The following is a 20,385-nucleotide window of genomic DNA, read 5'->3' as shown; positions in this document are numbered from 1 at the left end:
ATCGGAATTGGAAAAACAGGGGGATGAATTTGTGTCTACACTGGTGATTGTAGAGTCTCCAAACAAAGAGAAGAGCATTAAAAAATATCTTGGCGATGGGTACAAGGTTGTCTCTTCGAAGGGACATGTACGGGATTTGCCTGCAAAACGTCTGAGCGTGGATGTGAAAAAAGACTTTCAGCCGCGCTACGAGGTCATCAAGGATAAAGAAAAACTGGTTGAGGATTTGAAAAAAGCAGCGGAGAAGAGCGATTTTGTGCTGCTTGCAACCGACCCGGACCGCGAAGGAGAGGCCATCTCCTGGCATCTTGCCTATCTGCTCGGTCTGGATGAAACGCAGAATATCCGCGTGACCTTCAATGAAATTACAAAGAGCGGGATCGAGGCTGGCATGCAGCACCAGCGGCCAATTGATCTGGACATGGTAAACGCGCAGCAGGCGCGCCGGATCCTGGACCGCCTGGTGGGATATAAGCTCAGTCCGTTCCTTTCCCAGAAGATTCGGCGCGGACTTTCCGCCGGGCGCGTACAATCTGTCGCTGTGCGGATTGTTGTGGATCGCGAAGAAGAAATCCGTGCATTTAAACCGGAAGAATACTGGAGCATCGATGCGAAATTTTTGCCGAAAGGCTCCAAAAAAGCATTTGAGGCCTCTTTTTATGGGACGCCGGACGAAAAAATGAAGCTGAGCAGCCAGGAAGAAACCGATCGGATTCTTGCCGCGCTGGAAGGTGCAGAATATACGGTTACGCACATCAAAAAGGGAACGCAGCGCAAGTCTCCGTCTCCGCCGTTTATCACATCGACGCTGCAGCAGGAAGCTGCAAAAAAGCTCGGATTCCGCTCTGCGCGGACGATGAAAGTCGCGCAGGAACTCTATGAGGGCGTGGATGTGCAGGGAATCGGTGCGGTCGGTTTGATTACCTATATGAGAACGGACTCTCTGCGCATTTCGGAAGAAGCCATTCAGGCTGCTGCGGAGTATATCGAGGGCCGCTGGGGCAAAAAGTATCTGCCTGCATCCCCGCGTCATTTTAAATCTCGGGCATCCGCACAGGATGGCCACGAGGCGATTCGGCCTTCCACCATCAGCCTGACGCCGGACAGCATCCGGCAGAGCCTGACGCCGGATCAGTACAAACTGTACAAGTTGATTTGGGAACGTTTTATTGCGTGCCAGATGGCAAATAGCGTGCGCAACACGGTGCAGGCAGATCTGGAAGGAAACGGATATCTGTTCAAAGCCTCCGGGTATACGGTTGCATTTGACGGTTATACAACGCTTTATGAGGTGGAAAGTGAGGAGGGAACCGAGAAGAGCCGGGCGCTGCCGCCTTTGGAGGAGGGCATGCCGCTCAAACTCAAAGAGCTCGGCGGGAATCAGCACTTTACGCAGCCGCCACCCCGCTATACAGAAGCCAGCCTGATTAAAACGCTGGAGGAATACGGAATCGGACGTCCGTCCACCTATGCGGCGGTCATTTCCACCATTACCGGCAGAGAATATGTTGTTCGCGAGGGAAAAACTTTGAAGCCGACCGAACTCGGCGAGGTTGCCACGCAGCTGATGAAAGAGCGCTTCCCGAAAATCGTCAACGTCAAGTTTACTGCCCAGGTCGAAACCGATCTGGATAAGGTCCGCACCGGCGAACAGGATTGGGTGGAGATGCTGCGCGGGTTCTATACGGATTTTGAGAAAACCCTTCTCAAAGCAAAAGAAGAGATGAAGGATGTCAAAATCCAGTTAAAAGAGGACCAAACCGATATTATCTGCGAAAAATGCGGCCGGCAGATGGTCGTCAAATTTGGCCGGTATGGGAAATTTATTGCCTGCCCCGGTTATCCGGAGTGCCAGAATATCAAAAAATTTGTCCAACCCACACCGGGCTTTTGCCCCAAATGCGGCAAGAAAGTGGTTGCCAGAAAGAGCAAAAAGGGACGCGCGTTTTACGGCTGCGAGGGATATCCGGATTGTGACTTTGTCACCTGGGATCTTCCGACAGACGACCTGTGCCCTAAATGCGGCAAGACACTGTTCCGCAAAAAAGGAAAAAACGGAAAACTGTATTGTGCTGCGGAGGGCTGCGGATACGAGCGCGCAGCAGAAAAGGAATGAAGGCCCCGGTCATTGTCGTCGGCGCCGGGCTGGCAGGCTGCGAGGCGGCCTGGCAGCTCGCGCGGTCGGGGATTGAAACGGTGCTTTATGAGATGAAACCGCTGCGGTATTCTCCGGCGCACCATCATCCGGGATTTGCAGAACTGGTGTGCTCCAATTCGCTCAAAGCGGAGCGGCTTGCAAGCGCTGCGGGACTTTTAAAAGAGGAAATGCGCAGAATGGGATCCCTTTTGGTCCCCTGCGCGCTTCAGTGCAGAGTTCCGGCGGGCGGTGCGCTCGCTGTTGACCGGGATCAATTCTCCGCGATGGTGACAGAGGCAATCCGAAAAGAACCGCTGATCCATGTGGAAACCTGTGAATTGACGGAAATTCCTCAAAACGATCTGGTGATTTTGGCGACCGGGCCGCTCACGTCCGATGTGTTGGCGGAGAAGATATCGGAGATGTGCGGCGGAAGCCTTCACTTTTTTGATGCAGCAGCGCCGGTCGTCACGGCGGAAAGCCTCAATCGCGATCGAATTTTTGCGGCGTCACGGTATGATCGGGGAGACGATGCCGCTTACCTCAACTGCCCGATGAACAAAGCGGAGTATGAACAGTTTCTCTCTGCGCTGCTTTCGGCGGAACGCGCCCCGCTGCATGCGTTTGAGACGGAAGAAAGACCGGTGTACGAGGGCTGTATGCCCGTGGAGATCCTGGCTTCCCGCGGGACAGACGCACTGCGTTACGGACCCATGAAGCCGGTCGGTTTGCGCGATCCCAAAACCGGACATCGTCCGTGGGCGGTGCTGCAGCTGCGGATGGAGAACGCGGAGGGGACGCTCTACAATTTGGTCGGATTTCAGACCAACCTCAAATTCGCAGAACAGAAACGGGTATTTGGGATGATTCCCGGATTGGAGCAGGCGGAGTACATGCGTTACGGCGTGATGCACCGCAACACGTTCCTAGATTCCCCCCGGCTGCTGCATGCAGATTTCAGCCTGCGGGAACGTCCGGGTCTGTTTTTTGCCGGGCAGATGACCGGCGTGGAGGGCTATATGGAGTCGGCGGCCTCCGGGCTGCTCGCCGGACGGGCGGCTGCGGCAAAATATCATCACAGAAAGCCGATTTCACTGCCGCCGGAGACGATGATGGGTGCACTTTCCCGATATGTTTCTTCGAGCGCGGCGAAGTCATTTCAGCCGATGGGAGCAAATTTCGGAATTTTACCGCCGCTTTCTGTGACCATCCGGAACAAACAGGAACGCTACGCTGCTTTGGCGGACCGCGCACTGCAGTGCCTTTCGGACGCAATGCAGGCGGAAAAGATGGAAAGTGAGGAACAGGCTTGAAAATTATTGTCGATGCATTTGGCGGAGATCACGCTCCGCTTGAAATTTTGAAGGGCTGCGCGGATGCGGTAAAGGAGCTGGATATTTCGATCCTTTTGACCGGCCGTGCGTCAGAAATCCGCCGGGTGGCAAAAGAGCACGCAATTTCTCTTGAAGGAATGGAAATTGCCGATGCGCCGGATGTCATTACGATGGAAGACCATGCGACGGATATCATGAAAGCAAAGAAAAATTCTTCGATGGCAGAAGGCCTGCGCCGTCTTGCTGCGGGGGAAGGGGATGCCTTTGTTTCTGCGGGAAACAGCGGCGCCCTTGTAACCGGCGCCACGATGATCGTCAAGCGGATCAAGGGAATTCGCCGGGTGGCGTTTGCGCCGGTGCTTCCGAAGGGTAAGGGCTGTTTTTTGCTGATTGACAGCGGCGCAAACAGCGACTGCCAGCCCGAAATGCTGCGGCAGTTCGGCGTGATGGGCAGCGCCTATATGGAACGGGTGATGCAGATTCCAAATCCGCGGGTCGGTCTTGTGAATGTCGGGACAGAGTCTGGCAAGGGAAATGCCTTGATGCGGGAGACATTTCCGCTTCTGCAAGATTCCGGGCTGAATTTTGTCGGAAATATTGAAGCGCGGGAAATTCCTGCCGATGCAGCCGATGTTGTGGTTGCGGATGGCTTTACGGGAAACATTATCCTGAAAATGTATGAGGGCGTTGCCCTGACACTTCTAGGAAAAATCAAGGAAATTTTCCAGAAGAGTCTGAAAAATAAAATTGCTGCTGCGGTTGTCATGAAGGATGTCAAAACGTTTAAACGGCAGATGGATTATAACGAATATGGCGGTGCACCGATTATGGGCGCAAAGAAACCGGTGTTTAAAGCGCATGGAAGCGCAAAGGCTAGAACCTTTACAAGCGCGCTGCGCCTGACAAAGGCCTATGTGGAATCGGACGTCGTTTCCGCAATTGCGGAGACGGTCGCGGCTGCAAAATCCGGGAGCTCCGCGCAAGAACTGGAAAAGGCGGAATCAGAATCATGAAACGGTTGCGTGAATTAGAAGAAAAACTGGGGTATACGTTTCAGCATCCCCAGTATATCCAAACCGCACTGACGCACTCTTCTTATGCCAACGAGGTGCGTGGCGGGGAAAAGAGCAACGAGCGGCTGGAATTTTTGGGAGACTCAATCCTCGGCGCCGTGGTTGCAGATTATATTTTTCGGAACTGCACGTCTATGCCGGAAGGAGAGCTGACCAAACTCAAAGCCTCGCTTGTTTGTGAAAAGGCGCTGTGCGGTTTTTCGAGGGAGCTGGGGGTTGGCGATTATCTGCGCTTGTCGCGCGGAGAGCAGAACTCCGGCGGCCGGACACGTTCCAGCATTTTGGCGGATGCATTTGAAGCCATCATCGCGGCGATTTATCTGGACGGCGGAATGGAAGAAGCCCGGAAGTTTATTTTGCGGTTTACGGTTCCGCTCATGAACGCGCCGCGGCCGAAGGCATTCCGCGATTACAAGACAGTTTTGCAGGAAATTGTCCAGCAGAATCCGGAGGAGCACATTGAGTATGTTCTGGTGGGCGAAAGCGGTCCGGATCACAACAAGCATTTCGTGATGGAAGTTCACCTCAACCACAATGTGATCGGGAAAGGCGGCGGCCACAGCAAAAAGGAAGCAGAGCAGCAGGCCGCCCGGGAAGCACTTGAGCTGATGGGATATTGAAACACGCAAATGTAGCGGTTTTTGTACCGCATAACGGCTGCCCGCACCAGTGCAGCTTCTGCGACCAGCGGGCGATTACGGGAGAGACTTTGCAGCCGACCGGAGAAGATGTCCGGCGTATTGCGCAGGCGGCGTCGGAAGAACTCCGAAAAAGCGGGCGTGTTGCAGAATTGGCTTTTTTTGGCGGCAGTTTTACCGCAATTGCACGTGATTACATGGAAGAACTGCTGCAAAGTGCGGCGCCCTTTGTGAAAAACGGAACGTTTACGGGAATTCGGGTTTCGACCCGTCCGGATGCGGTTTCAGAAGACCGGCTTGCGCTTTGCAGGCAATACGGCGTTACGGCCATAGAACTCGGCGCACAGAGTATGTCGGACGAGGTGCTGCGCCGGAACGGGCGCGGCCATACGGCACAGGATGTCCGCGATGCGGCGAAAAAAATCCGTGAAGCGGGAATTTCTCTCGGCCTGCAGATGATGACCGGGCTTTATGGGGATACGCCGGAGGGCGCATATGCGACGGCACGGGCGCTGATCGCCCTGCGTCCGGATACCGTGCGGATTTATCCTGCGATTGTCATGCGCGGAACGCTGCTGGCGCAGTGGTATAAAGCGGACTGTTACCGGCCGCAGACGCTGCCGGAAGCGGTTGCGCTTTGCGCCGGGCTGCTCGAATGTTTTACACAGGCGGGAATTTCCGTAATTCGGGTTGGGCTGCACAGCACGCCGGAACTGCTTAAAAACCGTGTGGCGGGCCCGTACCATCCGGCTTTCCGGGAACTTTGCGAGAGCCGGATTTTTCGAAATCGAATGGAGACGCTTTTGCGGGAAATCGCGCCCGGCGCGGTGACGATGGAAGTCCACCCCCGGGATCTCTCGAAAGCGATTGGACAGCGCGGAGAAAACCGCGCATATTTTCAGACAATGGGGTATTCCGTTCAGTTCCTACAGAACGATACCTTGCGCATGGGCGAGTGCGCAATCCATCAACAGGAAAGACGGTGAAGCTATGCTGCTGAAATCCCTTGTGATGCAGGGGTTTAAGACGTTTCCCGATAAAACCGTTCTGCATTTTGAGCGCGGGATTACGGCGGTTGTCGGGCCGAACGGAAGTGGAAAAAGCAATATCAGTGATGCGATCCGCTGGGTGCTCGGCGAACAGTCTGCCCGCACACTGCGGTGTTCTAAAATGGAGGATGTCATTTTTGGCGGTTCTCCGGCGCGGAAGCCGCTCGGCTATGCGGAAGTCACGCTGACCATCGACAATACCGGACGGGAGCTGCCGTTTGATGCAGATACCGTTGCGGTTTCCCGGCGGTATTATCGCTCCGGGGAGAGCGAGTATCTGATTAACAAGGCATCGGTCCGTCTGCGGGATATCCATGAACTGTTCATGGATACCGGTCTCGGGCGCGATGGATATTCTATGGTCGGACAGGGAAAAATTGACAGCATCGTCGCGGCGCGTTCGGAGGAACGCAGAGAAATTTTTGACGAAGCGGCTGGAATTTCCCGATATCGCTACCGCAAGGAGGAATCCGAACGGCGGCTGGAAAAAGCGGAAGAAAACCTTCTGCGTCTGCGCGATATTGTTTCGGAATTGGAGGGCCGGATTGAGCCGTTGCGGATTCAGTCCGAAAAGGCGCAGCAGTTTTTGGAATATTCCGAAGAAAAACGGACGTTGGAGATCGGACTGTGGCTGGAAACACTGAACCGATCCGGAACGGTGCTTCGGGAACAGGCGGATAAAATCAGTGTTGCCCAGGGGCAGTACGATGAAATCGGAGAAGTCCTTGCGGCTTTCGAAGAAGAAATGGAGGCCTGCTACCAGAAAATGAACGCCTGCTCGTCGCGAATTGACGAACTGCATGCTGAGGCGGCAAAGCAGGAAGCGCTTGCAGCCCAGCGGGACGGCGAGGCCTCTGTCGTGGAGAACGATCTTCATCACAATGCGGAAAGCGTGGAGCGCATCAAAGGAGAACTGGCGCAGTCGTATGCTTCCGAGACGGATATGGACGCAGAGCTTGCGCAAAAAGAAACCGCGGAACAGGAGAAACGGGCGCTTGCGGCGCAAAAAAATAAAGAGTACGTAGCCTATACGGAAAAGCTGGAAACCCTCCGGCGCGGAATGGATGAGTCCTCCGGAAAGGCCGACGCAGTAGCACTGCGGATTGCGTCCATCACTGCATCGCTTTCCGAAGCCCGGATTGCAGTCGGGTCAGCGGAGTCGTCGCTCGAGGAAATCAGACGCCGGCTTTCGGATATCGACGCGGCAAAACGGACTTGGAACGAACGCCGCGAGGATGCAGAAAAAGCGCTCGACTATTATCAGGCGCAAATTGAAACGGCACAAACACAGATTGCAGCGGCTTCCAACGCGATCAAGGGACACGAGATGCGTTTGCAGTCCCGGAAAACGCGTGCGGAGGAAGCCAAAAAGCGCAGCGACCGCGCGGAATTGGATGCGCGGGAACAGGAGCGGCGCGCCAAACTGCTGGAAGATCTGGAAAAAAATATGGAGGGATTTCAGCAGAGCGTCAAAACGGTGATGCGAGAGGCTTCACACGGTGCACTGCGCGGAATTTGCGGGCCGGTTTCCAGAATTCTCACCGTTCCGTCCGAATATGCGGCGGCCATTGAAACGGCGCTCGGCGCGGCAATGCAGAACATTGTCGTCCATACAGAAGAGGACGCCAAACGTGCCATTGCACTGCTCAAGGGCCGAAATGCCGGCCGTGCCACGTTTCTGCCGCTTTCCGTAATCCGTGGAAAAACACTTGAGGAAAACGGGCTTGCGGATTGCCCGGGTTTTGTCGGAATGGCCAATGCGCTGTGCAGCTGTGAGGAACGATACCGCGAGGTCCGCGATTCTCTGCTTGGCCGGATCGCGGTTGCGGAAGATCTTGACAGTGCGGTTGCCATTGCGCGCCGGTTCCGCTACCGGTTCCGGATCGTCACGCTTGACGGGCAGGTTGTCAATGCGGGCGGCTCCATGACGGGCGGTTCCATGCAGAAAAATGCCGGCCTTTTAAGCCGCACGGCGGAAATTGAACGGATCAAAGAAAAAGCGGCCATGCTGCGGGAACAGGCGAAACAGGCACTCGATGATCTGCATGCCGCAGGGCAGGAGGTTGCCTCGGAGGAAGCGGCGCTCTCTGCCGCGAAAGGAACATTTTATGCGGCGCAGGACGAAAAATTCAAGCTGGAAACCGAGCGAAAACGGGTGGAAGCAGAGCGTGTTTCGGCGGAAGAAAGTTTAAAATCCCTGCAAACAGAAAGCGAAGCGGCCGACGTACGGACACAGGCGCTTTTGCGCGGGAAGACGGAAGCCGAAACCACGATTTCTGCATTGCAGGAGGAACTTGCCTCCGCGCAGGCGGAAGTGGACGCGATGAATGTCGGAAGAGAGGACCTTGCCCGCAGATGCACGGAGCTTTCAGAGCATTTACAGGAAATCCGCATGGCGGCTTTGGAGGCGGAAAAAGACGCAGCATCCTTTCAGGCTGCAGCAGAAGAACTTCGCCGCAGAAAAGCCGACAGCGAAGGCCGCCGCCGCGCACAGGAAGCGCAGATTGCCGAGTTGGAGGCGCGGTCGGAACAACTGCGAATGCAGGCGCAGTCGCTGCGGGAATCGGCGCAGTCACTGCGGGAATCGGCACAGTCGCTGCGGGCTGAATCCGAGACGGCAGGCCAGGAACGTGTGGTTTTGGAAACTGCGGCGTCGAACATGCGCGCGGAAGAGCGGGAAAAGACCAATCAGCGCGAAACGGTCGGACACGAACTTGCCCGGCTGGAAGAACGTCGGGTCAACCTGCAGAATGAATACGATTCTATTATTACAAAGCTTTGGGAAGAATATGAACTGACGCGCCGGGAAGCGGAAGCGGTCGCAAAACCGGTTGAGCAGGTTTCGGCAGCCAAAAAGCGGCTTGCAGAACTGAAGTCAAAAATCAAAGGCTTGGGCTCCGTGAATCTTGCGGCGGTCGAAGAATACAAGGAGGTTTCCGAACGGTACGCCTTTATGACCGATCAGATTTCGGATGTGGAAAAATCCCGCGATGAACTGCGTCGGCTGATCCATTCCCTGATGGGAAAAATGCGGGATATTTTTCTGGAGCGGTTCGAGAAAATCAATGGGAACTTTACAGAAATTTTCAAAGAACTGTTTGGCGGCGGGACAGCCTCGCTTTCCCTGAGCGACCCGGAGGATGTCCTCAATTCCGGCATCAATATTGCCGTGCAGCCGCCCGGAAAGATTGTCACGAATCTGGAACTGCTTTCCGGCGGAGAAAAAGCACTCGTTGCCATTTCCATTTATTTCGCGATTATGAAGGTCAATCCGCCGCCGTTCTGTTTGCTGGATGAAATCGAGGCGGCGCTCGACGAAGTCAATGTTACGCGTTTTGCCAATTATCTGCGCAGAATGAATCAGAATACCCAGTGCATCGCTATTACACACCGGCGCGGAACCATGGAGGAAGCGGATGTGCTTTACGGTGTCACGATGCAGAATGAAGGCATGTCAAAGCTCCTCGAACTCCATCCATATGAGGTCGAATCGGCTTTGGGAATCAAAGAAACCTGAACATCCAACCATACGGCGAAGGAAGGAGAAAAAAGATGGGCTTTTTTGAAAAAATCAAAAACGGACTGAAAAAAACAAGAGACAGCATCAGCGGACAGATTTCCAGTATGCTCAGCTCGTTTCAGACGATCGATGAGGACCTGTTCGAGGAACTTGAGGAGCTTTTGGTGCTGGGAGACGTCGGCGTCAATACGGCAGGGAGAATCTGCGATGCGCTCCGTCAGCGTGTGAAGGCGGAGGGCGTTAAGGATCCGCAGGTCATCACAGGAATGATGGAAGAAATTGTTGCCGGAATGCTTTCGGGCGGAGAGGAGATGCACCTCTCGACCAAACCCTCTGTGATTCTTGTGATCGGCGTCAACGGCGTCGGCAAGACAACGACAATCGGAAAGCTGGCCGCCATGTACCGGCGGCAGGGCAAGAAAGTGATTTTGGGCGCTGCGGACACCTTCCGTGCGGCGGCAATTGAGCAGCTGGAAGTCTGGGCGGAACGGTCCGGCGCGGAAATTGTCAAACATGCAGAGGGCAGCGATCCGGCGGCGGTTGTCTTTGATGCAATTGCGGCGGCAAAAGCGCGCGGAGCGGATCTTGTGATCTGCGACACCGCGGGCCGGCTGCACAACAAGAAAAACCTGATGGATGAATTATCCAAAATCGGCAGAATTATCGACCGGGAATTGCCGGGCAGCGATAAGGAAATTCTGCTTGTTCTCGACGCGACGACCGGACAGAACGCCGTGCATCAGGCGCGGGAATTCCGGAATGCGGCGGGCATAACCGGAATTGTGCTGACCAAACTCGACGGGACCGCCAAAGGCGGTGTGGTGATCGCAATCCGGGAAGATCTGCAAATTCCGGTGAAATTTATCGGTGTGGGGGAACAGGTGGACGATTTGCAGCCGTTCCATGCAGAAGAATTTGTCCGCGCACTGTTTGACCGGGAGGGGCTTTGAGATGACCTTTGTGATTGCCACGCACAATGCGCACAAGCTTGCAGAACTGCAGCGGATTCTGCGTCCTTTGGGAATTGACGCCGTAACGGCCGAATTGACAGAGGCTGAAGAAACCGGGACGACCTTTGCTGAAAATGCATTTTTAAAAGCACAGTCTGCGTGCCGGGAAACCGGAATGCCGGCGGTTGCGGACGATTCCGGCCTGATGGTCGATGCGCTAAATGGTGCGCCGGGCGTATATTCTGCACGCTACGCCGGAGAAAACGCGACGGATGCCGATCGGATTCAAAAACTGCTTTCTCAGATGCAGGATGTCCCGGAACACGCAAGAGGGGCAAAATTTGTCAGTTCGATTTGCTGTGTGTTTCCGGATGGCACAACCATTACGGCGGAAGGCGAATGCCCGGGAAAAATTGCATTTGCACCGGCAGGGGACGGCGGATTTGGATATGATCCGGTGTTCCTTTGCGGAGAAAAAACGTATGCGGAAATGACGGACGCCGAAAAGGATGCCGTCAGCCACCGCGGTAAGGCGCTGCGCCGGTTTTCGGTGGCGCTCAGAGCCTGGAAATCGGCTCAGGAAAACAACAAACAATAAATGGAGGAAGCCCCTATGCTGACCAGTAAACAACGCGCATATTTGCGCGCACTCGCAAATCCGATTGACACCATCCTGATGGTGGGGAAGTCCGGTATGAGCGAAGATATTGTCAAACAGGCGGACGACGCCCTGACGGCACGTGAGATCATCAAAGGAAAAGTGCTGGAAACCTCTCCGCTTTCGGCGCGGGAAGCGGCGGAAGAAATTGCCGGCCTGACCAGTTCGGAGGTCGTACAGGTGATCGGAAGCAAATTTGTCCTTTACCGGAGAAACGAGAAGGAACCGAAAATTACACTGCCCAAAGTCCGGAAAACAAGGAGCTGAGGCGCAATGCGCATTGCGGTTTATGGCGGGACGTTTAACCCGATTCACAACGCGCACCTGCACTTGATGCGCAGTTTTGCAGAAGCCATGCAGTTTGACCGGATCATTTTGATGCCGTCCCATACGCCGCCGCACAAAAGCGGGAAGGCGCTGGCGTCTCCAGAGGACCGGCTTGCGATGTGTCGTCTTGCAGTGGCAAATGAGGCGTTTCCCGTTGAGGTTTCCGAGATGGAAATCCGGCGCGGAGGCGCCAGCTATACGGCGGATACACTGGAAGCGCTGCACCGGGAAAATCCGCAGGACGAGCTGTTTCTCCTGATGGGGGAAGATATGTTTTTGTCGCTGGCAAAGTGGTATGATCCGCAGCGGATTTTTCGGTATGCGAAGATTTGTGCAGCTCCGCGGAGCCGGGAGGGCCTTGCAAATTTGGCGGCTTATGAAAAGACGCTTGCCGCTTTGGGCGCCCAGTGCTTTTTAAAGGAGATTGCATATCTTCCGGTATCGTCGACCATGGTGCGGGAAGCAGTTCGCGCCCGAAAATCTATCCGGGCGCTTGTGCCGGAAGCCGTTGCAGCGTATATTGAGACACACGGGCTTTACCGTGCACAGGAGGCCTGAAAATGGAATCCATCGAAACCTATAAAGCCATCATTCGGACCCATTTGGGGGATTACCGATACACCCATTCTCTCTGCGTGGCGGAATCGGCCAAGACGCTGGCGATACAATACGGCGCAGATCCCAAAAAGGCGGAGCTCGCCGGAATTCTGCACGATATTCTCAAAGACACGCCGCAGGATCAGCAGTTGAAATTTATGGATCGGTTTGCTATAATGTTAACGTCCGTGGAACGTGCTTCTCCGAAATTGTGGCACGCAATGGCCGGAGCGGAATATCTCCGGCAGGAACTGCAGATTGCGGATCCGGATATTTTTCTGGCGGTCCGCTATCATACGACAGGCCGGGCGGGCATGAGCCTTCTGGAACGAGTGGTTTTTACAGCGGATTTCATTTCCGCGGATCGGACCTATCCCGGCGTCGATACAATGCGGCAGCTTGCTGAGAAGAGCCTTCGGGAAGCGATGCTGGAGGGCATTGCATTTACGATGCAGGAACTTGCGAAAAAGCGGCAGGTGATCCATCCGGATACGGTGGATGCGTTCAACAGCCTGCTTCTGGAGGCAAACGGCAGAGAAGCAAACGGACCCGTTGGGATTTAACTTTAAGAAAGGCGGCCAAAATATATGACAGCTTTTGAGACTGCGCAGCTGGCGGCGCAGGTTTTAGATACAAAAAAAGGCGAACAGGTTCGAATTCTTGGAATTCGGGACGTCTCCGTGCTGGGAGATTACTTCGTGATTGCGACCGGAACAAGCGGTACGCACGTCAAGGCGCTTGCCGATGAAGTGGAGTTTCGGCTCGGAGAAGCGGGCGTTCGGCCGCATCATGTAGAAGGCTATCGCTCCAACTCCTGGATTTTACTGGATTACGGCGAGGTCGTCGTGCATGTGTTCACGCGGCAGTCGCGTGAATTTTATGATTTGGATCGTCTCTGGCAAAACGGAGAGCCGATCCCGGTGGAAAACACAGAATCTTAAAGCGCAGGCGGCTTTCTGCGATCATATTGAGGAGGAATTCCCGTGAAGTACGAACATCAGAAGATCGAAAAAAAGTGGCAGGAAAAATGGGAAGCGCAGGGTGCGTTCCATGCTTCCAACACCTCGTCAAAACCGAAGTATTATACGCTGGTGGAGTTTCCCTATCCTTCCGGACAAGGACTGCATGTCGGACATCCGCGTTCTTATACGGCGCTTGATATTGTCAGCCGGAAACGCAGAATGCAGGGATATAACGTCCTGTTCCCGATGGGCTGGGATGCGTTCGGACTTCCGACGGAAAATTATGCGATCAAAAACCATGTGCATCCGGCAAGCGTGACGGAGAAAAACATTGCCCGCTTTAAGCAGCAGCTGCAGTCTCTCGGCCTTTCGTTTGACTGGTCGCGCGAGATCAATACGACCGACCCGTCTTACTATAAATGGACGCAGTGGATTTTTATCCAGCTGTTTAAACATCATCTGGCCTACAAAAAGGAAATGGCAGTCAACTGGTGTACCTCCTGCAAATGCGTCCTTGCAAATGAAGAGGTTGTCGGCGGCGTATGTGAGCGCTGCGGCAGCGAAGTGGTGCGCCGGGTAAAATCCCAGTGGATGCTGAAAATCACAGAATATGCCCAGCGGCTGCTCGATGACCTTGATCTGGTCGATTATCCGGATCGGGTCAAAACCCAGCAGCGCAACTGGATCGGCCGGTCCACTGGCGCGGAGGTTGACTTCCCGACAACGGCAGGAGACCTGCTGACCGTCTACACAACGCGCCCGGATACGCTCTATGGCGTCACGTATATGGTCATGTCGCCGGAGCATCCGTTTATCGAAAAATGGGCAGACCGGATTTCCAATCTGGATGAGATTCGCGCCTATCAGACGGAAGCTTCCAAAAAATCAGATTTTGAACGGACTGAAGTCGCGCACGATAAGACCGGCATCCGAATTGAGGGCGTTTCGGTTCTGCACCCGCTTACGGGTAAAGAGGTCCCGATTTTTATTTCCGATTATGTTCTGGTTTCCTACGGAACCGGTGCGATTATGGCAGTTCCGGCACACGATACGCGCGACTGGGAATTTGCCAAGAAATTCTCTCTGCCGATTATCGAGGTCGTGCAGGGCGGCAATGTGGAAGAGGCGCCGTTTACCGATTGCGGAACCGGAATTCTGGTCAACTCCGGCATCTTAAACGGTCTGTGCGTCGAGGAAGCCAAAGAGAAAATTACGTCCTACCTCACCGAAAAGGGCATTGGCCGCGCAAAGGTGAACTTTAAACTGCGCGACTGGGTCTTTTCCCGCCAGCGCTATTGGGGAGAACCAATCCCGATTGTAAAGTGCGAAACCTGCGGATATGTGCCGCTTCCGGAAAGCGAACTTCCGCTTGTTCTGCCGGATGTGGAAAGCTATGAGCCGACGGATACCGGGGAGTCTCCGCTTGCGAAGATGACCGATTGGGTTCAGACAACCTGCCCGGTTTGCGGAAAACCGGCAATGCGTGAGACCGATACAATGCCGCAGTGGGCAGGCTCTTCCTGGTATTTCCTGCGCTATATGGATCCGCACAACAGCGAGGCGCTTGCCGGCAAAGAAGCGCTGGATTACTGGACGCCGGTCGATTGGTACAACGGCGGTATGGAACACACCACGCTCCACTTGCTGTATAGCCGTTTCTGGCACAAGTTCCTCTATGATATCGGTGTGGTGCCGACGCCGGAACCGTATGCCAAGCGCACAAGCCACGGCATGATTTTGGGCGAAAACGGGGAGAAAATGAGCAAATCGCGCGGAAACGTGGTCAATCCGGATGCGATTGTTTCGGAATACGGCGCAGATACCATGCGTCTTTACGAGATGTTTATCGGCGACTTTGAAAAGGCTGCACCGTGGAGCAGCGCCGGAATCAAGGGCTGCCGCCGGTTTATCGAGCGCTACTGGAATTTACAGAACATTCTGGTTCCGCAGGAAACTGTCCGAAAGGAAGTCGAAGGCGCGTTCCATAAAGCCATCAAAAAAGTTACGGAAGACATTGAAACGCTTAAATACAACACCGCCATCGCGGCGCTGATGTCTTTAATCAATACGGTTTCAAATACCGGGGCGATCACGCGGGAAGAACTTCGAATTTTCACGTTGCTTCTTTGCCCGTTTGCGCCGCATGTGGCGGAAGAGGTCTGGGAGGCGAATGCGCTGGGAACCGGATTTGCTTCTCTGCAGCCCTGGCCGCAGTATGAAGAGGCGCTCTGTCGGGAAGATACGGTCGAAATTGCGGTTCAGGTCAACGGAAAACTGCGTGCGCGGCTGAATCTCGCAGCAGATATTCAGGCAGCGGATGCGATTGCAGCGGCAAAAGCAGACGGAAAGATCGCAGCAGCGATCGAAGGGAAACAGACGGTCAAGGAAATCTATGTTCCCGGAAAACTGGTTAATCTGGTCGTAAAATAAACGTGCGGCCAATTTACATTTGAAAGGCAGGTCTTATAGCATGGAAACACGTGTGGCAGAAATTGCGGAGCGGATTCGCGGGTTGCGCGAAATGATGGATATGACGCCGGCGGAGGTCGCAACAGCGGTCGGCGTATCGGAGGAAGAGTATCTCAACTGCGAAAATGCAAAAACGGATTTTAATTTTACGTTTTTGTACAAATGCGCAGATCTTTTCGGTGTGGACATTACCGAGCTGCTCACAGGTGAAAATCCGCACCTCTCGTTTTACTCGGTCGTCCGAAAAGGAGAGGGGCTGGATATCAGCCGCCGTGCTGGATTCCTGTATGAGCACCTTGGGTATCGCTTCAAAAACAAGCTCGCGGAGCCGTTTGTCGTGACGGCGCCGTATCTCGAAGCGGAACAGAATCAGCCGATTCATCTCTCGACGCATAAAGGCCAGGAATTTGACTATATCCTAAAGGGCAGCTTGATGGTCGAATTGGATGGGCACCTTGAGGTCCTCCACGAAGGCGATTCCATCTATTACGATTCCGGCAGAAAGCACGGCATGATTGCAACGGACGGCGAAGAGTGCGTCTTTATTGCAGTCGTTTTAAAGGAACCGGGCGAGAAAGCAGAATATCATTCATAAGACCAGCGCGCCGCAGAAATCTTCTGCGGCGTGCTTTTTGTGATGGGTGTTTTGAATGCCTGCGGGTTTGCAGGGGCGGGTGTGCCTGACCGTGCCTTTCCGGCGTGTTTGGCTCGTTTGGTCTTGGCAGAAACCAGTCCGGCTGCGTTTCAAAGCCCGCAAATCACACGGACATCCATCTCGGACAGTTGCAAGCCGTTTTGAGAGAAATGGCAAGATTGCTGTCGGCAAAGGGGTTAGCGCAGAATGGGCGCAGTTTTGCTCGGCTGAGACGTGCGGATTGCCGTTTATAGCCGGGCATTTTTTAAAAATTCGTATTCCAAATTCCAGGCTGAAATCTATGTATGTTGCGGTTGTTTTTATTTTTTTGAAATCCGTTTGAGTCAATTCGGAAAATCCGTTGCAGTTCGGCATAGGCAGTTCCCAGATTGCGAACGGTTCAAAACACGCTTCTCCGGCCGGTATCTTTTTTAGGCTCCTGCATATACATGAAGCAGGACAAACCTCAGAAAGACGGGAAGGAAAGGAGCGGGGAATTTTGGATGAAAAAAAGTCCTATCTCGCGGGAAAACATCTGCGGCGGTTGCTGCATCAGTACCGGGTTTTGGCCATTGTTTTGTTGGTTGCGGCAATCGGGATCACCATGGCTGTGCACAAGGCGGAACAGGAAGCGCCGCCGCAGAGCACAGAGTCTTCTGCAGCAGAACCCACGCCGAAAACCGCACCTCCATCGCGGTCTCCTGAGCCGGAACAGAATGGGGAAGAATTGCGCGGCGTCTGGGTGCCGTTTATGAGTTTGACGATGGGGGAGGACCAGAGTGAGTCGGCATTCCGCGAAAAGTTTACCAATATTGTTGCGGTGGCAAAAGAAAAGGGGATGAACGCGCTGATTGTACAGGTGCGCCCGTTTTCGGACGCACTGTATCCTTCCGAGCGGTATCCCTGGTCGCATATCCTGACGGGAACGCAGGGGAAAGATCCGGGATATGATCCGCTGGCCATTATGGTGGAACTGAGCCACACGGCCGGGATGCAGCTGCATGCCTGGATAAATCCGCTTCGGGTTCGGACGAGTGCGACGCCGGCAGCGCTTGCAGAGAACAATCCGGCCAGCCTATGGAAACAGAGCCCGGATCAGGCGGATTGGACCGTGGAGACGGACACCGGCCTCTACATGAACCCTGCTTATGCGGAAGTGCGGCAGTATATTGCGGACGGCGCAGCGGAAATCGCTGCCAATTATGCGGTGGATGGGATTCAGTTTGATGATTATTTCTATCCGACGCAGGATGCTTCTTTTGATGAGACCGCCTATGCAGCCTATGTGACGGCTGCAAAAAGCAGCGGAGAATCGCTTTCTCTCTCGGAATGGCGGATCTCCAACATCAATTCTCTGGTCGCATCAGTTTATGCGGCGATTAAAAACGCAAATCCGGATGTCGTATTCGGAATTTCTCCGCAAGGAAACCTGCAGAATGATTTGGGAATGGCGGCAGATGTTTCTACCTGGGGCGCGATTTCCGGATATGTCGACTATCTTTGTCCGCAGATGTATGTCAGCCTGCAGAATCAGGCGCTGCCGTACGCCGATACCTTGGATGCTTGGCGGGCGCTTGTAAAAAATACGAACACAAAGCTTTACGTCGGACTTGCGGTTTATAAAGCGGGATCGGATGCAGATGACGGCAGCTGGCAAGAGTCCGATGATATTTTGAGCCAGCAGGTCCTCTTGGGAAGAAAAGCGGAATGCGACGGCTTTCTGTTTTATTCCTGGGAATATTTAGAAAAAGAACAAACCGAGCAGGAGGTCGCCAATGTCATGAAGGTCTTGCAATAGCGGCAGAAAACGCCTTTTGCAGGAAAAATTGCAGAAAAACAGCCCGGCGGAAGTTTCTGCCGGGCTGTTTTTGGAACGGATCTGCACATAGCGTGCAGATCGAATGGATTACTGGATTTCAAGACGTCTCGAAGTCGGTGCAACCGCGTCTTTTTTCGGCATCACCAGTTTCAAAACGCCATGTTTGTAAGAAGCCTCAATCGCATCAGTCTTGACGTCCGTAATCTGGAAGCTTCTGCTGAAGGATCCGTAAGACCGTTCGCGGCGGATGTAGTTGCCGTCTTTGTCTTTTTCGTCGGTGCACTCGTTGTGTTCTGCCGAAATGGTCAGGTAGTGATCGTGGATATCTACCTTGATATCTTCTTTATCGAACCCCGGCAAATCGGCTTCCAAAACATATTTGTCGCCTTTGTCTTTAATATCGGTACAGAAGGAATTGGCGCTCATAAAGTGGTCACCAAAAAAGTTATTTTCAAAATCGCGGAACAAATCATGATTTCTGCGTCCAAATGGTGTAAGTTCAAACATAAAGATACCTCCTTGTGAATCCGGTTCTTTGCTTTTAAGATTTCGTTTTATTCTTTGGAATGATTGGCAGCCCCGCTGGACGGCTCTGTGTTCCTACCCATTGGGGATCGCCTCCTTTTCTTTTTTCTATGCCTTTATTCTATGCTGCATTTGTAACAAAATCTCATATAAAATATGACCAAATTGTAAATTGTTAGCACTCTTATATATAGAGTGCTAATTCAAAAGCAGCCATAGCCAACAGCGATATCGCAAAGAACCGTCCGCACCCGCCAAAGATGTGCATGCGGCCCAGCGTTCCAATCTACCGGACAACCGGCTGTAATAAAATTCACCAAGAGCGAAATTACCGGCGCAAAAGGAGATGCTAGCTGCCGCAAGCGGCGATTTTCTTCGCATACAAACGATATCACAGAATCACACGGAATTTATTTTGTAAACCGGAATGCATGTTTTGCACGAATCTGAATAAAAGAGCCTCCAACTAAAAAGCTTCTCCCTTCTGCGAGACCGGATTTCCGGGCGCAAAAAGGAGAAGCAAAATGGAAACAGATAAAATTAGAAGAATTAAAAAAGCAGGGCAACGGTCCGATTTCGAAAACAAAAAACCGGGCAGCGTGCAAAGCACCTGCGCTCCACGGTATTTACATTTTTATGACCGCCTTGATGACTTCATCTTTGTGATGAAGGCTGTATTCAATTGCGCGAATGCAGTCTGAAAACGGGAAGACATGGGACACGATTTCTTTTAAGGGCAGAATCCCCGAGGAAACGGCTGCAATGGCCTTTGGCCACAAATTCCGATACCGGTACACCGAATAGATCGTGCCCTCCATTGCATTCAGAGCAGCCAAATCTAACTCCAGAACCGGCTCCGGAGAAACGCCGGTCAAGGTGATTTTTCCTGCGCGCTTGATCAGTCTAGCGGTTTGAAGCGTTGTCGCGCGATTGCCGGCACATTCATAAACCTGGTCGACTCCGCTGCCCGGAAGCGTTTTGACAAACGCCTCGATGTCCTCCCGATGGCTGTTAAAGACTCTGGCTGCACCGAGCGCTTTGGCTTTTTCGAGACGCTTGTCCATGACATCAGCAACATAGATCTCCGACACACCGCGCGCTTTAAGGCACAGAAGCGTGCACAGCCCAATGCAGCCTGCGCCCAGAATGACCGCAGATTCTCCCAGCTTGGCGTCGGAAAGTTCCGTGCCGTGAAACCCGACTGTCAGCGGTTCGATCATGGCGCCTTCCAGCGTCGTCATATTTTCGGGGAGTTTATAACACATGGAGGCATCGTGCACGCAGTATTCGGCGTTGACGCCATCCCGTTCGTGCGGAATCGCCAGCATTTTAATATCGGGACAGAGGTTGTAGTGTCCGCTGCGGCAGTTTTCACATTGGCCGCACGGCACAGCAGGTTCAATGGAGACCTTATCGCCGATTGCAAACCCTTCAACGCCTTCCCCGATGGCGCTGACGACACCGCCGGGTTCATGTCCCAATGCGAGCGGCCCGTCGAGCGTCCAGTTTGCCAGGCGGCCTTCCTGATAAAAGTGCAGATCAGAGCCGCAGACCCCGACATATTCCAGCTTGATTTGCAGTTCGCCTTTTGCCGGCTGCGGAATTTCGCGTTCAACCCATTCGAGCGTTTGTTTTCCGGTTAAGACACAGACTTTCATGGTTCCTTTCATTGCAGATGCTCCTTTTTCTATCG

Annotated in this window: 17 protein-coding genes; 15 read left to right on the top strand and 2 right to left on the bottom strand. The window is 53.6% G+C overall.

What is annotated here, in order from left to right:
- The first annotated feature begins 31 nt into the window (after window positions 1-31).
- The 15 genes from topA (at window position 32) to IAG03_RS00565 (ending at window position 18,146) form a co-directional block, all read left to right on the top strand.
- Complete coding sequence (gene topA / locus IAG03_RS00635; protein WP_249317730.1) at window positions 32-2,116, top strand: type I DNA topoisomerase; 2,085 nt, start codon at window positions 32-34, stop codon at window positions 2,114-2,116.
- Window positions 2,113-3,450, top strand: a complete 1,338-nt coding sequence (gene trmFO, locus IAG03_RS00630; RefSeq protein ID WP_249317729.1) for a methylenetetrahydrofolate--tRNA-(uracil(54)-C(5))-methyltransferase (FADH(2)-oxidizing) TrmFO — start codon at window positions 2,113-2,115, stop codon at window positions 3,448-3,450. The genes topA and trmFO overlap by 4 nt, the downstream gene beginning before the upstream one ends.
- Window positions 3,447-4,484: a phosphate acyltransferase PlsX gene (plsX, locus tag IAG03_RS00625; RefSeq protein WP_249317728.1), complete on the top strand. Its 1,038-nt coding sequence runs from the start codon at window positions 3,447-3,449 to the stop codon at window positions 4,482-4,484. The genes trmFO and plsX overlap by 4 nt, the downstream gene beginning before the upstream one ends.
- Entirely contained in the window at window positions 4,481-5,164 is a 684-nt protein-coding gene (rnc, locus tag IAG03_RS00620; RefSeq protein WP_249317727.1) for a ribonuclease III, read from the top strand. Before plsX ends, rnc begins: the two co-directional genes overlap by 4 nt.
- Window positions 5,161-6,168: an elongator complex protein 3 gene (locus IAG03_RS00615; protein ID WP_249317726.1), complete on the top strand. Its 1,008-nt coding sequence runs from the start codon at window positions 5,161-5,163 to the stop codon at window positions 6,166-6,168. Before rnc ends, IAG03_RS00615 begins: the two co-directional genes overlap by 4 nt.
- Window positions 6,169-6,172: 4 nt before the next feature.
- Complete coding sequence (gene smc, locus IAG03_RS00610) at window positions 6,173-9,748, top strand: chromosome segregation protein SMC (protein ID WP_249317725.1); 3,576 nt, start codon at window positions 6,173-6,175, stop codon at window positions 9,746-9,748.
- Window positions 9,749-9,783: 35 nt separating this feature from the next.
- On the top strand, window positions 9,784-10,701 hold the full coding sequence (ftsY, locus tag IAG03_RS00605) for a signal recognition particle-docking protein FtsY (RefSeq protein ID WP_249317724.1): 918 nt from the start codon (window positions 9,784-9,786) through the stop codon (window positions 10,699-10,701).
- 1 nt (window position 10,702) lies between these two features.
- Window positions 10,703-11,299 (top strand): RdgB/HAM1 family non-canonical purine NTP pyrophosphatase, encoded by a 597-nt coding sequence (gene rdgB / locus IAG03_RS00600; RefSeq protein ID WP_249317723.1) that lies wholly within the window; start codon window positions 10,703-10,705, stop codon window positions 11,297-11,299.
- A gap of 15 nt (window positions 11,300-11,314) precedes the next feature.
- Window positions 11,315-11,626 (top strand): YhbY family RNA-binding protein, encoded by a 312-nt coding sequence (locus IAG03_RS00595; protein WP_249317722.1) that lies wholly within the window; start codon window positions 11,315-11,317, stop codon window positions 11,624-11,626.
- Between the two features lie 6 nt (window positions 11,627-11,632).
- Window positions 11,633-12,244, top strand: a complete 612-nt coding sequence (nadD, locus tag IAG03_RS00590) for a nicotinate (nicotinamide) nucleotide adenylyltransferase (RefSeq protein WP_249317721.1) — start codon at window positions 11,633-11,635, stop codon at window positions 12,242-12,244.
- 2 nt (window positions 12,245-12,246) lie between these two features.
- Entirely contained in the window at window positions 12,247-12,846 is a 600-nt protein-coding gene (yqeK, locus tag IAG03_RS00585; protein WP_249317720.1) for a bis(5'-nucleosyl)-tetraphosphatase (symmetrical) YqeK, read from the top strand.
- 24 nt (window positions 12,847-12,870) lie between these two features.
- On the top strand, window positions 12,871-13,224 hold the full coding sequence (gene rsfS, locus IAG03_RS00580; protein WP_249317719.1) for a ribosome silencing factor: 354 nt from the start codon (window positions 12,871-12,873) through the stop codon (window positions 13,222-13,224).
- A 42-nt stretch (window positions 13,225-13,266) separates the two neighbouring features.
- Entirely contained in the window at window positions 13,267-15,675 is a 2,409-nt protein-coding gene (leuS, locus tag IAG03_RS00575; protein WP_249317718.1) for a leucine--tRNA ligase, read from the top strand.
- Between the two features lie 40 nt (window positions 15,676-15,715).
- Window positions 15,716-16,309, top strand: coding sequence for a helix-turn-helix domain-containing protein (locus IAG03_RS00570; RefSeq protein WP_249317717.1), 594 nt, complete (start codon window positions 15,716-15,718; stop codon window positions 16,307-16,309).
- A gap of 538 nt (window positions 16,310-16,847) precedes the next feature.
- Window positions 16,848-18,146 carry a glycoside hydrolase family 10-like protein gene (locus tag IAG03_RS00565; RefSeq protein WP_249317716.1) on the top strand — a complete coding sequence of 433 codons (1,299 nt, stop codon included), beginning with the start codon at window positions 16,848-16,850 and terminating at the stop codon, window positions 18,144-18,146.
- A gap of 108 nt (window positions 18,147-18,254) precedes the next feature.
- Here IAG03_RS00565 and IAG03_RS00560 read toward each other — a convergent pair whose 3' ends face one another.
- Window positions 18,255-18,674 carry an Hsp20/alpha crystallin family protein gene (locus IAG03_RS00560; RefSeq protein WP_249317715.1) on the bottom strand — a complete coding sequence of 140 codons (420 nt, stop codon included), beginning with the start codon at window positions 18,672-18,674 and terminating at the stop codon, window positions 18,255-18,257.
- Window positions 18,675-19,318: 644 nt separating this feature from the next.
- Window positions 19,319-20,362, bottom strand: coding sequence for an NAD(P)-dependent alcohol dehydrogenase (locus IAG03_RS00555; RefSeq protein WP_249317714.1), 1,044 nt, complete (start codon window positions 20,360-20,362; stop codon window positions 19,319-19,321).
- Window positions 20,363-20,385: the final 23 nt, after the last annotated feature.

This window comes from Yeguia hominis (assembly GCF_014384705.1).
Taxonomy (GTDB): domain Bacteria; phylum Bacillota; class Clostridia; order Oscillospirales; family Acutalibacteraceae; genus Yeguia; species Yeguia hominis.
The sequence above is the reverse complement of the archived record's forward strand: the minus strand, read 5'-3'. Positions and strand labels throughout refer to the sequence as shown.